Below are 12,958 nucleotides of genomic sequence, written 5' to 3' on the forward strand. Positions count from 1 at the left end.
AACGGAAATGAAATTTGTGACTAGAGATCAAACTGTTAACTATTTTACAACCACTGGCTTTACTTGCTTAAACAAAATATCGCTCAAGAATTGTAGCAGTAAATTGAGTTCTTAAATAAAAGCCACGAGGCAAGGTTCTAATGGGTTTGCCATTAGCGCCATAGGCTTCGGTTAATGCTCGGCCATTAGCCGCTTTTGGGCGTAGCTGTAACACTTCACCATGCCTTGCAGTGATCTGTTCTACATTGCCTAGCACAATAAATTCCATTAACTCTTCCCAGTCATTTTTGAGCTGTTGCTCTTCTTCTATTGAAGGGCTCCAAAGTAATGGCGATCCAACGTGGCGTTCGGCAAGTGGAATTTCTCTTTCTCCTTCGATAGGAACCCACAAAACTCGTGATAGCTTGTTGCGTACATGACTTTGTTCCCAGGTTAATCCTTGAACACCGGTTAAGGGAGCGACGCAAACAAACGTCGTTTCAAGAGGTTTGCCTGAGTAACCTATTGGAATACTTTTTAGTTCAATGCCAAGTTGTTCGAAGTCTTGCTGAGGTTTACTGCCTGCGGTAGCCCCTAAATGCCACTCTAACAGCTGTCCAACCCAGCCCTTGTCTTTCTTAAGGTTAGGAGGAATCGGCATCTGAGCTTCTTCGGCCAGCTCACGAAAGCTTAGCCCGGCGATATCTTGCGCCCTAAGCAGCAGTTCATGTTCGGTTTTAGGTGCTGGTTTCATGATAGTTGGACTTGTAAAAGTCGGATTGTAGCAAATCTAACAGCTAATGTAGTGTTGTGTCGTGTTTGGATCTTTTGTCTAAAAGATCATCGAAAAGTGAGTTATCCACATGTTGACCTCAAAAATATTATACAGTTGGTAGATATGTATGTATTTACAGGGGTTTTAGAAGGGGGATATGACCATTAATTACGCTCATCTCTATAATTTCCGTTTTGTTGTGTGGATAACGAATAAAGTGGTGGATCTTTGAGCACCTTGCTAGAAGATCAATATTTATACGTTTCATAAGCAGGCTTGTATCGTTTTTTTTCATTTTAACCTGTTGTTTTTGTTTGTTATTATTTTTGTTTTGCATGTTGATTTTTAATGGTCTGGATCGTGAATTATGCGGTTTTTATGCTTTGGAGCGATATTCTTCACATAGTTACTCACAGAAAACGTGAATAAATGTGGCAGTGCTCTCATTATTTTGTTGATAAGTTCATTTTAGATTAAAAGTTATCCAATCTTCTGTTGGGAGCACATAAATCTCGTGTTAATCACATTAGTAAGTTTGCTCCGATTGGGGATATGTGGAAAAATCAAAGTAATTAAGATTTTATTAGAGGTTGGCCAGTGATCGATGGCGATGGTTACCGACTCAATGTTGGTATTGTGATTTGTAACAACCATGGTCAGGTATTCTGGGCGAAACGATACGGACAACATTCTTGGCAATTTCCACAAGGTGGAATTGATGAAGACGAAACTCCTGAACAAGCCATGTTTCGTGAGCTTTATGAAGAGGTTGGTCTCACCAAGAAAGATGTGAGAATCATAGCAACAAGTCGTCATTGGTTAAGATACAAATTACCCAAACGATTAGTTCGCTGGGATTCACAACCGGTTTGTATCGGACAAAAACAGAAATGGTTCCTTCTGCGTATGGAATGTGATGAATCAAGAATCAACATGCAACGTGGAAATACCCCTGAATTTGATGGTTGGCGCTGGGTAAGTTTTTGGTATCCAGTTAGACAAGTGGTTTCTTTTAAGCGCGATGTTTATCGCCGGGCGATGAAAGAGTTTGCATCAGTAGCGATGCCATTTAAAGAACGTAAAGGTAAACGCAAAAACCGAAGAGGATAGACATGCTCTCTCAGCTAAGGGAAATAGTTGAACAAGTATCTAAGCTAGAAAACGTTTATCAAGCGTTGGATATTTTGGTTAAGCAAACGTGCAATGCAATGAGTACTGAGTGTTGCACTGTCTATCTTGCTAATGAAGAAAAGCAGCGCTTAGAATTGATGGCCACACAAGGCTTAAAATTCAAAGGCGATAAAATTCATCTCGGTTTTGATGAGGGGTTGGTTGGCTTCGTTAAGCGCTCTGCTGAGCTAATCAACCTTGCTGAAGCGTCGAAACATCCTAATTTCAAATATGTCAAAGAGTTGGGAGAAGAGGTTTATCACAGCTTTCTTGGTACGCCTATTATTCATCGTAAGCGAGTGCTTGGCGTGCTGGTGGTTCAGCAGAAGTCCCCCCGTTTATTTAGTGAAATGGAAGAGTCTTTTATTGTGACTCTGGCCGCCCAAGTGGCGGTTATTATTGCTCATGCCCAAACACAAGGGCAGTGGTTACTTTCAAAGAATCAACTAGCAACGATGGGTGTTGCTGCGTCTTCTGGTGTCGCGATAGGTGAGTTTTGGTGGGATAACACTCAACCTCAGTTATCCGAGGTTTATCCGGCTTCTACGTTGGATATTGACCGTGAACAAGAATGGCTTTTACTAGCGATAGAAAATGCGCTTAGTGATTTTCGTCGGCTGAGAAAAAAATTAGATAGCGAAATCAATAAAGATGCTTTAGCTATCTTTGATCTTTTTACCCACTTATTAAACGATCCGATGTTACGCAGTGACCTTAAAGGTCAGATCCAAAAAGGTGATCGCGCCGATTGGGCGTTAAGACAAGTGGTCGAAACCTATTCAAACCGATTTGCCAGAATGTCGGACGTGTACTTGCGCGAAAGGGCGCAAGATATTCGTGAACTTGGGCAGCGCCTGTTATTCTTCTTGCATAATAGTGAACATGATCAACAGCAGTTGGATAAGCCAATTATTTTGGTGGTACGAGAACTAACCGCCTCAATTTTAGCTTCCATTCCCAAAGATAAACTTCTCGCAGTGGTTTCTATCGAAGGGGCCGCTAACTCACATGCGGCGATTCTGTCACGTGCACTGGGTATTCCTGCCGTGATGGGAGTATCGCTTAGTCTTAAAGAAATTAATGGTAAGCAAGGGATCGTTGATGGCTATAGTGGCAAAATATTCATTGCGCCTAATCGACAACTGTTAGCTGAATATCGTGCCTTAGCAGATGAAGAAACAGAGCTTTCTAAGATGGTTAATGAAACCATTGCTGAAGCTCCTGTGACTTTAGATGGTCAACGTATCGAATTGTTGCTCAATTCAGGGTTGAGCGCTGATACTAATATTGCTATCAATCAAGGTGTTGATGGTGTCGGCTTATATCGTACTGAGATCTCCTTTTTATTGCAGCATCGTTTTCCTTCTGAAGAGGAGCAGTTGCAACAGTATCGTACGGTTCTTAATGCGTACCCAGATAAACGAGTCGTGATGCGAACCTTAGATATCGGTGGCGATAAACCATTACCATACTTGCCGATCGAAGAAGACAACCCATTTTTAGGGTGGCGCGGTATTCGTTTTACTTTAGATCATCCCGACATTTTCTTAATTCAACTGCGCGCGATGATGCGCGCCAGTATTGATCATCAAAACTTAAGCATTTTGTTACCCATGGTCTCGGGAGCAAAAGAGCTAGATGATGCACTGCACCTTATCCATCAGGCGTACCGAGAAGTCTCTGCTGTTGATGAGAAAATTGTAATGCCACAGATTGGCATTATGATTGAAGTACCATCGATGATCTATCTACTCCCATTAATCGCGAATAAGATCGATTTTGTCTCGGTTGGAACCAACGATTTAACACAATATTTATTAGCTGTGGATCGGAACAATGCCCATGTTGCTGATGTCTATGAATCGATGCATCCCGCAGTTGTGCTAGCACTGAAGCAAATTCATGATACCTGTAAGCTACATAATATTCCTGTTTGTGTGTGTGGTGAATTGGCTGGGGATCCTATTGGATCGCTACTGCTGATTGGTTTGGGGTATGAGACGCTAAGTATGAATACGTCTAATGTGGCTAAAGTGAAGTATCTGGTACGTCATTCTCAATCTAAACATTTAAAAGCACTTGCTGACAAAGCGCTGATGCAACCTTATGGTAATGATATCTATAATATGATGCATTCATATTTTGAAAATAAAGGTTTTGCTGGCTTTATCCGTGCTGGTAAAAAATAGGAACCGATGTGAATTTTGAGTTGTTGTCTTTGCTCTTGTTGTTGGGCTCTGTTGTCGGTTTTATGGCTGGGTTACTAGGCATCGGTGGTGGGTTAATTGTTGTTCCTGCGCTGCTGTTTTTGCTTCCTATAGCGGGCATTGCTCCTGAATTGAGCATGCACCTTGCTTTGGCTACATCACTCGCGACCATCATTGTTACTTCAGGATCATCCGCCCTAAACCACCTTAAACTGGGCAACGTAGATATGTTTGTCGTGAAATGGTTGATGCCTGGTGTCATTGTTGGTGGCTTTCTGGGCTCAATTGTCGCTGAACTTATTCCGACTCAATATCTTCCTAAAGTGTTTGGTGTGATTGTTTTTTTCCTCGCTATACAAATGTTTTTATCGATCAAAGCGACCACCTCACGTAGCATGCCTAATGCGTGGGTGACGATGCTATGCGGTGGCGCTATTGGTGTTGTATCTAGCTTGGCTGGTATTGGTGGGGGGTCTTTATCTGTGCCATTTTTAAACCGCCATGGTGTTGAAATGCGTAAAGCGGTTGGTTCGTCTTCGGTGTGTGGCTGTGTTATTGCTATCTCTGGGATGATAGGTTTTATCTTACATGGTTACCAAGTTGAAAATCTTCCTCAGTACAGTCTGGGGTATGTTTATTTGCCAGCATTGGTCGCTATTGCCTCAACCTCTATTTTTACGACCAGAATAGGTGCCCGTTATGCGAGTCAATTGCCTACAGTGGTCTTGAAAAAAATATTCTCCATTTTCCTTATGTGCATAGCGGTAACCATGCTGCTGTAATCAGTCATCATTTATCTATTACTTGCTTAATAAGAGAGCGCATTTATGTCTCAGGGTTTTATTCAATTTCCTAATATTGACCCCGTTTTAATTGCCATTGGGCCAATCTCCATTCGTTGGTATGGCTTGATGTATTTAGTCGGTTTTGTGTTTGCTATGTGGTTAGCGAATCGTCGCGCGGACAAACCAAACAGCGGCTGGACTCGAGAACAAGTCTCTGATCTGCTTTTTGCAGGTTTTCTAGGAGTAGTTGTCGGTGGTCGTATTGGCTACGTACTTTTCTATAACTTTGAATTGTTCCTCGATGATCCACTTTATCTTTTTAAAGTTTGGACAGGAGGTATGTCTTTTCACGGTGGTCTATTAGGTGTGATTAGTGCGATGTTCTGGTATGCGAAGAAAAATGGTCGCACTTTCTTTGGGGTTGCTGATTTTATTGCACCATTAGTGCCATTTGGGCTTGGTATGGGGCGATTAGGTAATTTTATGAACAGTGAATTGTGGGGCAGAGTTACGGATGTGCCTTGGGCGATAGTCTTCCCAAATGGTGGGCCAGTGCCACGTCACCCATCTCAGTTGTATGAAATGGCCCTAGAAGGGATTGTCTTATTCTTTATCCTTAACTGGTTTATCAAGAAGCCACGGCCACTAGGGTCGGTTTCCGGACTATTTTTAGCTGGATATGGTACATTTCGCTTTCTTGTTGAATATGTACGTGAGCCGGACGCGCAATTAGGTTTATTTGGTGGGTTTATATCCATGGGGCAAATTCTATCTCTACCTATGGTAATTCTGGGAGTGTTGATGATGGTTTGGGCTTACAAGCGTGGCCACTACAAAGATGCAATCGCTAAGTAAGGAATTAGAGTGAAACAGTATTTAGATCTTTGTCATCGAATCGTAGACGACGGAATTTGGATTGAAAATGAGCGTACCGGAAAACGGTGTTTAACGGTGGTTAATGCAGATCTTACTTATGATGTTGGTAGTAACCATTTTCCTTTGGTGACAACCCGTAAAAGTTTTTGGAAAGCGGCGGTTGCAGAGTTACTTGGTTATATTCGTGGCTATGATAACGCTGAGGATTTCCGTAAATTGGGTACCAAAACTTGGGATGCAAATGCAAACCTTAACGAAGCCTGGTTGAACAACCCATACCGCAAAGGGCAAGACGATATGGGGCGAGTGTATGGAGTTCAAGGTCGAGCATGGGCAAAGCCTGATGGCGGGCATGTGGATCAACTGCGTAAAATTGTTGATGACTTAACTCGTGGTGTTGATGACCGGGGCGAAATTCTCAATTTTTATAACCCTGGTGAGTTTCATATGGGGTGTTTGCGTCCTTGCATGTATAACCACCATTTTTCACTTCTAGGCGATACTCTGTATCTCAACAGCACTCAACGCTCTTGTGATGTTCCGTTAGGTTTGAACTTCAATATGGTGCAGGTCTACGTTTTTCTTGCGATTATGGCGCAAATTACGGGGAAAAAGGCGGGGGTGGCATATCACAAAATAGTGAATGCTCATATTTACGAAGATCAACTAGAGTTAATGCGTGATGTTCAGTTGAAGCGTGAACCACTTGCTCCTGCCCAGTTTCATATCAACCCCAAAATCACTTCATTGCAAGACTTAGAAACGTGGGTGACATTGGATGACTTCTGGGTGGAAGGGTACCAATGCCATGAAGCGATACAATATCCGTTCTCTGTGTAATCATTTCAGCTAATAAAAAAATCCCCGCAACGGATGGCGTTGCGGGGATTTTTTACTTCACTAATTTTTCGTTTAAGCGGTCAGTGCCAGTATTGATCCAGGCATAACGATGAAGACCGAAATTAAGTAACCCGCCACAACTGCTTTATTCTTAGTTGCCATCTCCGCGATTTTTTCAGCGCCTTTAATCGGCAGTTCACGTAAGAATGGAATACCGTAAATTACTACGGTGGCCAGAATATTAAAGGTTAAGTGTACCAGTGCAATTTGTAAGGCAAACACGGCGAACTCACCAGATACCGCAGTAGCCGCGAGTAGCGCTGTAATACAAGTACCAATATTTGCACCTAACGTGAATGGGTATACATCACGAACTTTTAGTACACCAGTTCCGACTAAAGGTACCATTAGGCTTGTTGTTGTGGATGAAGATTGCACTAATACGGTTACAATTGAACCTGAAAGAATACCGTGTAGTGGCCCACGGCCGATCGCATTCTTTAGCAATTCTTTAGCTCGACCGACCATTAAGCTTTTCATTAGTTTGCCCATGGCAGTGATAGCAACAAAGATCGTTGCGATACCAAGTACAATAAGTGCGATACCACCAATGGTGTCACCAAACACAGATAGCTGAGATTGTAAGCCGCTGACGACTGGTTTTGTTATTGGCTTAATGAAGTCAAGGCCTTTCATACTCATATCACCAGTTGCCAGTAACGGTGAAACTAACCAGTGTGAAATTTTCTCTAAAATACCAAACATCATTTCTAACGGTAGGAAAATGAGTACGGCTAATAGGTTAAAGAAGTCATGAATGGTTGCGCTAGCAAAAGCACGTTTGAATTCTTGTTGGCAGCGAACATGGCCAAGGCTAACAAGCGTGTTAGTCACTGTCGTACCAATGTTTGCACCCATGACCATTGGAATGGCTGTCTCGACAGGCAAGCCACCAGCCACAAGACCGACAATTATAGAGGTTACTGTGCTTGAAGATTGAATCAGCGCTGTTGCAACTAAGCCTATCATCAACCCCGCGATTGGATGCGAAGCAAATTCAAAAAGAACCTTTGCTTGATCTCCTGTTGCCCATTTGAAGCCACTACCCACCATTGCTACGGCAAGTAACAGTAAGTAAAGCATGAATGCCAAGTTCGCCCAACGCAACCAACGAGTGGTACTCGAAATCGGTGCGGCAGTAGTAGTCGCTTGGTTAATCATCATTTTCTCCATTGACCTATTTATTACATCATGCGGTCTGTTGTTGAATCTGAAAGCGATAGTAGAGCGGAAATATTTCATTAATATGACAGAAATATTGATATTGATTATTTTAATACTTATATCGGCAGTAGCTTGTGTTTTGATGATGTTTTATTTATCTAACTAATTGAAAGTATTGCTTTATTTAGAGTTGTAAACGTGTGTGATTAGCATCATAAATAGTGATTTTTTTCAGTATGTTGATTGCGTTATTGTCATCTTAAAATTGAAATTGATCGGTTATGCTATAACTAATTGTGTTTATATTTCGGTTTTTTCGAGTTTATTGAACATCAATGCTGAGTTTGATATAAACGCTGCATTAATCGTATCGAGTACCTAGTCATGTCTCACCTCAATTACAATCATCTTTACTATTTTTGGATGGTATGCAAACAAGGCTCAGTAACTAAAGCAGCAGAGGCTTTGTTCCTTACACCTCAAACGGTAACCGGGCAAATAAAAGCATTTGAAGAGCGTATGGATGGCAAGCTTACTAAGCGTAATGGAAGAAGCATTGAACCAACCGAGTTAGGCCAGTTGGTGTTTAAGTATGCAGATCGGATGTTTGGCTTGAGCTATGAAATGCTCGATATTGTAAATTATAGCCAACGTTCTAATTTATTATTTGATGTTGGCGTTGCAGATGCGTTATCTAAACGTTTAGTGAGTAAGATATTACTGACGACAGTGCCGGAGGATAATAGTATCCACTTACGCTGTTTTGAGTCGACTCATGAAATGTTACTAGAGCAACTTTCACAACATAAGCTGGATATGATCCTCTCGGATTGTCCGGTTAATTCAAGTCAAAGCCCTGGGCTGTTTAGTAAGAAGCTGGGAGAAAGCCCCATGAGTTTTTTCTGCTCTGGTCATTTAGGTAATGCCTCTTTTCCTGCGATTTTAGAGCAAAGAAAGCTATTGATCCCCGGTAGCCGAACCGCAATGGGGCGCAATGTTCTACAGTGGTTTGATCGTCAAGGCTTGCAGCCGAATATTCTTGGTGAATTTGATGATGTCGCACTAATGAAAGCTTTTGCTCGTTATCACCATGATGCTATTTTCCTCGCGCCTTCACTGTATATGAATGAAGTTGGTGATGATCTTCCGCTGCAATTAATTGGCCAAATTGATGATTTGAAAGAAGAGTACTACGTTATTTTTGCCGAAAGGATGATACAACATCCAGCGGTGAAAAATGTTTGTGACGCAGATTTTAGTAAATTGTTTGCATGACCATTTTATTACTGATGATAAATAGATTACTATCACACCATCCACCAAAACTATTAGTTATCGCTTGCCAAGCAATACCAAACTAAACAGGTTAGACGCCTCTATTGCTTTTATGAAAATTTTAATTGAATGATCGCAGTCGTAAGCGGAATAAAAACTAATACTATATAGTGAGTGCTTGCCTCACCTATGTAACCAATAGCCTGTTAGGTTTGGAGATATGCAAACTTGTGATGTGTTTGATGTAAGAAGTTGTTCCAAGGGGGCTTACTCATGAACCTACAAGAAATGGAAAAAAATTCCGCCAAAGCCGTTGTGTTGTTAAAAGCCATGGCTAATGAAAGACGTTTACAGATTTTGTGCCTACTACATAATCAAGAATTATCTGTTGGTGAACTGTGTGGCAAATTAGAGCTGAGTCAATCAGCACTTTCTCAACATTTAGCTTGGCTCCGAAGAGATGGTCTTGTTGACACGAGAAAAGAAGCACAGACAGTCTACTACACATTGAGTAGTGACGAGGTTAAAGCAATGATTGAACTATTACACGGTTTATATTGTAACTAACTATTAAATAAATAATGGCCGAATCCGATACGATGCATTGGCGTTGTTCGGATTTTTTTATGTTTATTTTAGAGTAAATACTTTATTTTTGGGGCGGTGTATTTTGTACAGATATAAAAAAACCGGCGTTAGCCGGTTTTTATTCGCTTGGAATCAAGTCTAAATTATAGAGCTTTGATTGCTGCTGCGAAACGAGACTTATGACGTGCAGCTTTGTTCTTGTGAACAAGGCCTTTAGTCGCCATACGGTCTAGGATTGGTGTAACTGCAGCAAATGCAGCAGTTGCAGCTTCTTTATCGCCAGCTGCGATAGCTGCGATGGTTTTCTTCATGTAAGTGCGCATCATAGAACGACGGCTAGCATTGTGCTGACGACGTTTCTCAGCTTGGATAGCGCGCTTCTTAGCAGATTTACTATTTGCCAAGGGTCTAACTCCCAAAAACTTAGTTCGGTGACAATTTAAGGGCAGGGAATATCCCGCATTTGCTCTCAATTGTCAAATGATTTGTGCAAAAACCGTTCTAGGCCAAACAAATTTTGGTATAGGAAGGTCATCGCGGTTAAGATGCGTGGATTCTAACAGTATTTTTTTTCCAATGCTAATACTTATCTGCTCTCTCGCTGACATTCCTTATGTCTGGTGAAGGATAATGATGTTTTGGTGTGTTTTCCGAGGTAACAGTGAGCAAACGCCTACTTAAATCTGGCATGATTGTCAGTGCTATGACGTTGATTTCTCGTGTGTTGGGCCTAGTTCGTGATGTGGTTGTTGCGAATTTAATGGGGGCTGGTGCGAGTGCCGATGTATTTTTCTTTGCTAATAAAATTCCTAATTTTTTACGTCGATTGTTTGCCGAGGGCGCATTCTCGCAAGCTTTTGTCCCGGTATTAACGGAGTATCATGCCTCTGGTGATATCAATAAGACCCGCGAATTGATTGCCAAAGCATCAGGAACGCTAGGAGTTATCGTCACTCTAGTGACCTTAGTGGGCATCCTATGTTCTGGCGCAGTGACGGCATTGTTTGGCGCAGGGTGGTTTTTAGATTGGCTAAATGATGGACCTGATGCTCATAAATTTGAGTTAGCTAGCCTGCTGCTCAAAATTACTTTCCCATATTTGTGGTTTATTACCTTTGTTGCCTTGTCTGGGGCGATCCTGAATACGCTAGGTAAATTTGCAGTTTCGTCTTTTACACCTGTTTTTTTGAACGTAATGATCATCGGTTCTGCTTGGTTTATTTCACCGCAATTGCAGCAGCCTGAAATCGGATTAGCGATCGGTGTTTTTCTTGGTGGTCTGGTTCAGTTTCTATTCCAAATTCCATTTTTGGTTAAAGCGGGTTTATTTGTACGACCAAAATGGGGATGGAATGAACCCGGTGTCGTAAAAATTCGCACCTTAATGCTACCTGCGCTGTTTGGTGTGTCGGTCAGCCAAATTAACTTATTGCTTGATACTTTCATTGCCAGCTTTTTACAGACAGGCTCAATTAGTTGGCTTTACTATTCTGACCGCTTACTTGAATTCCCGTTAGGTCTTTTCGGTATTGCTATTGCAACGGTGATTTTACCTGCGTTGTCGCGTAAGCATGTTGATTCACACCGTGAAGGCTTTTCTCAAACGATGGATTGGGGGGTGCGCATGGTCTGTTTACTTGGTATCCCTGCCATGCTTGGGTTGATCGTACTGGCTAAGCCAATGCTGATGGTGCTGTTTATGCGGGGTGAATTCTCGCCAAATGATGTCAATCAAACGGCGCTATCGCTATATGCATTTGGTTTGGGCTTGATTAGTTTTATGTTGATCAAAGTACTCGCGCCAGGCTATTACTCGCGTCAAGATACGAAAACACCAGTGCGGTATGGCATTATCGCTATGGTGTCGAACATGGTATTTAATGCGATGTTAGCATGGCATTTAAGCTATGTTGGCTTAGCGTTAGCGACTTCGCTCTCTGCTTTTATCAATATGGCACTGCTATACCGAGGATTGCACCAGCAGGGGGTTTACCAAGTGACGATGAAAACGATCAGTTTTATTATCCGTTTAGTGATAGCTGGTGCGGTAATGGTGGCGGTAATTATTTGGCAACTTGATGAAATGAGCCAATGGTTAGAGTGGGATTTAACCCAACGAGCTATGACATTAATGATGTTAATTATCATGGGCGCCATGAGTTACTTGGTCAGTCTATTCGTACTTGGCATAAGGCCAAAAGATTTAAAAGCGGCGACAGATTAACGATGATTAGTATATAATCCGTCGGTTTCGCACCTTGTTAATCGAGAATTATAGGTTTTAAGCATTTTCCAATGGAATTGATCCGCGGCATTCATAATATTAAATCACAGCATAATGGTTGTGTATTAACCATCGGCAACTTTGATGGTGTTCATTTAGGGCATCAGCAAGTGTTGAACCAAGTATCTGAAAAAGCTCAGCTATTAGGTTTTCCCTCGGTGGTAATGACGTTTGAACCTCAACCGTTGGAATTATTTGCTAAGCAAAATGCCCCCGCTCGGTTAACACGACTACGTGACAAGTTTGTACAATTGGGTAAATTGTCTATTGATCGCTTATTGTGTGTGAATTTTAACCATCATTTTGCTAACTTGGATGCGGAAGTCTTTATTCGTGACTTGTTGGTTGCTCAGTTGGGTGTTAAGTTTCTGGTGGTTGGTGACGATTTTTGCTTTGGTAAAAACCGTCAGGGAAATTTTGTGATGCTGCAACAAGCCGGACTTAAATTTGGCTTTGAAGTTGTCAGTACGCAAAGTTTTTGTTTACAGCAATTTCGTGTGAGCAGTACCGCTATCCGAGATGCTCTAGCAGGTGATGATCTTAAATCGGCCGCTCAAATGCTAGGTCGAGATTATAGTATCAGCGGCCGTGTTTCTCATGGCCGAAAGTTGGGAAGAACCATTGGTTTTCCCACAGCGAATATTCCATTAAAACGTTGCGTTTCACCAGTCTCTGGTGTTTATGTCGTTAAGGCTTTTGGTCTTGGTGAACAGCCAATTGGCGGTGTCGCTAATATTGGTCAAAGGCCGACAGTCAATGGGGTTCGTCAGCAACTTGAAGTGCACTTATTTGACTTTCATGCCAATTTATATGGTAAACAGTTAGAAGTGGCACTTTTACATAAGCTTCGAGATGAAAAGAAATTTGAATCGTTCGAAGCGTTAAAGCAACAAATTGAATTGGATGCTGATGCTGCAAGGGTGTGGTTGCATCAGCTAAAGAATTAATCGGATTA

12 protein-coding genes are annotated in these 12,958 nt (G+C 41.8%); 9 read left to right on the plus strand and 3 right to left on the minus strand.

The features are described from left to right. Positions 1–67: 67 nt before the first annotated feature. Positions 68–733, minus strand: coding sequence for a DNA mismatch repair endonuclease MutH (mutH, locus tag HGG78_RS00600; RefSeq protein WP_053311242.1), 666 nt, complete (start codon positions 731–733; stop codon positions 68–70). A gap of 618 nt (positions 734–1,351) precedes the next feature. Between mutH and rppH the strand changes: the two genes are divergently transcribed. Genes rppH through HGG78_RS00625 form a run of 5 tightly spaced genes read left to right on the plus strand, consistent with a single transcriptional unit; the run spans position 1,352 to position 6,632 of the window. Further along, entirely contained in the window at positions 1,352–1,864 is a 513-nt protein-coding gene (gene rppH, locus HGG78_RS00605) for an RNA pyrophosphohydrolase (protein WP_172531807.1), read from the plus strand. A gap of 2 nt (positions 1,865–1,866) precedes the next feature. Further along, complete coding sequence (gene ptsP / locus HGG78_RS00610; RefSeq protein WP_172531808.1) at positions 1,867–4,113, plus strand: phosphoenolpyruvate--protein phosphotransferase; 2,247 nt, start codon at positions 1,867–1,869, stop codon at positions 4,111–4,113. Between the two features lie 8 nt (positions 4,114–4,121). Further along, positions 4,122–4,913, plus strand: a complete 792-nt coding sequence (locus HGG78_RS00615) for a TSUP family transporter (RefSeq protein ID WP_172531809.1) — start codon at positions 4,122–4,124, stop codon at positions 4,911–4,913. Positions 4,914–4,958: 45 nt separating this feature from the next. Beyond that, positions 4,959–5,771, plus strand: coding sequence for a prolipoprotein diacylglyceryl transferase (gene lgt, locus HGG78_RS00620; RefSeq protein ID WP_172531810.1), 813 nt, complete (start codon positions 4,959–4,961; stop codon positions 5,769–5,771). 9 nt (positions 5,772–5,780) lie between these two features. Then, positions 5,781–6,632, plus strand: coding sequence for a thymidylate synthase (locus HGG78_RS00625; RefSeq protein ID WP_172531811.1), 852 nt, complete (start codon positions 5,781–5,783; stop codon positions 6,630–6,632). A gap of 72 nt (positions 6,633–6,704) precedes the next feature. On the opposite strand, the gene HGG78_RS00630 is transcribed toward HGG78_RS00625, so the two are convergent. After that, positions 6,705–7,853, minus strand: a complete 1,149-nt coding sequence (locus HGG78_RS00630) for a Na/Pi symporter (protein WP_053311236.1) — start codon at positions 7,851–7,853, stop codon at positions 6,705–6,707. A gap of 387 nt (positions 7,854–8,240) precedes the next feature. Here HGG78_RS00630 and nhaR point away from each other — a divergent pair, with 387 nt between their 5' ends. Further along, entirely contained in the window at positions 8,241–9,131 is an 891-nt protein-coding gene (nhaR, locus tag HGG78_RS00635) for a transcriptional activator NhaR (protein ID WP_172531812.1), read from the plus strand. Positions 9,132–9,404: 273 nt separating this feature from the next. Continuing rightward, complete coding sequence (locus tag HGG78_RS00640) at positions 9,405–9,698, plus strand: ArsR/SmtB family transcription factor (RefSeq protein ID WP_172531813.1); 294 nt, start codon at positions 9,405–9,407, stop codon at positions 9,696–9,698. 164 nt (positions 9,699–9,862) lie between these two features. Here the strand turns inward: HGG78_RS00640 and rpsT are convergent, their stop codons facing one another. Continuing rightward, complete coding sequence (rpsT, locus tag HGG78_RS00645) at positions 9,863–10,123, minus strand: 30S ribosomal protein S20 (protein ID WP_053311233.1); 261 nt, start codon at positions 10,121–10,123, stop codon at positions 9,863–9,865. A gap of 257 nt (positions 10,124–10,380) precedes the next feature. Between rpsT and murJ the strand changes: the two genes are divergently transcribed. Continuing rightward, on the plus strand, positions 10,381–11,943 hold the full coding sequence (murJ, locus tag HGG78_RS00650; protein WP_168523170.1) for a murein biosynthesis integral membrane protein MurJ: 1,563 nt from the start codon (positions 10,381–10,383) through the stop codon (positions 11,941–11,943). Between the two features lie 71 nt (positions 11,944–12,014). Next, a complete protein-coding gene (gene ribF, locus HGG78_RS00655; RefSeq protein ID WP_172531814.1) occupies positions 12,015–12,950 on the plus strand; it encodes a bifunctional riboflavin kinase/FAD synthetase in 936 nt (311 codons plus the stop codon). Positions 12,951–12,958 lie beyond the last annotated feature (8 nt).

Origin of the sequence: Vibrio aestuarianus (genome assembly GCF_012395185.1) — a bacterium.
In the GTDB taxonomy this organism is placed as follows: domain Bacteria; phylum Pseudomonadota; class Gammaproteobacteria; order Enterobacterales; family Vibrionaceae; genus Vibrio; species Vibrio aestuarianus.

Excerpts from the sequence above, each read along its gene's own strand:
- mutH (WP_053311242.1), bottom strand. The coding sequence starts at position 733 with ATGAAACCAGCACCTAAAACCGAACATGAACTGCTGCTTAGGGCGCAA.
- ptsP (WP_172531808.1), top strand. The coding sequence starts at position 1,867 with ATGCTCTCTCAGCTAAGGGAAATAGTTGAACAAGTATCTAAGCTAGAA.
- lgt (WP_172531810.1), top strand. The coding sequence starts at position 4,959 with ATGTCTCAGGGTTTTATTCAATTTCCTAATATTGACCCCGTTTTAATT.
- HGG78_RS00630 (WP_053311236.1), bottom strand. The coding sequence starts at position 7,853 with ATGATTAACCAAGCGACTACTACTGCCGCACCGATTTCGAGTACCACT.
- nhaR (WP_172531812.1), top strand. The coding sequence starts at position 8,241 with ATGTCTCACCTCAATTACAATCATCTTTACTATTTTTGGATGGTATGC.
- HGG78_RS00640 (WP_172531813.1), top strand. The coding sequence starts at position 9,405 with ATGAACCTACAAGAAATGGAAAAAAATTCCGCCAAAGCCGTTGTGTTG.
- ribF (WP_172531814.1), top strand. The coding sequence starts at position 12,015 with ATGGAATTGATCCGCGGCATTCATAATATTAAATCACAGCATAATGGT.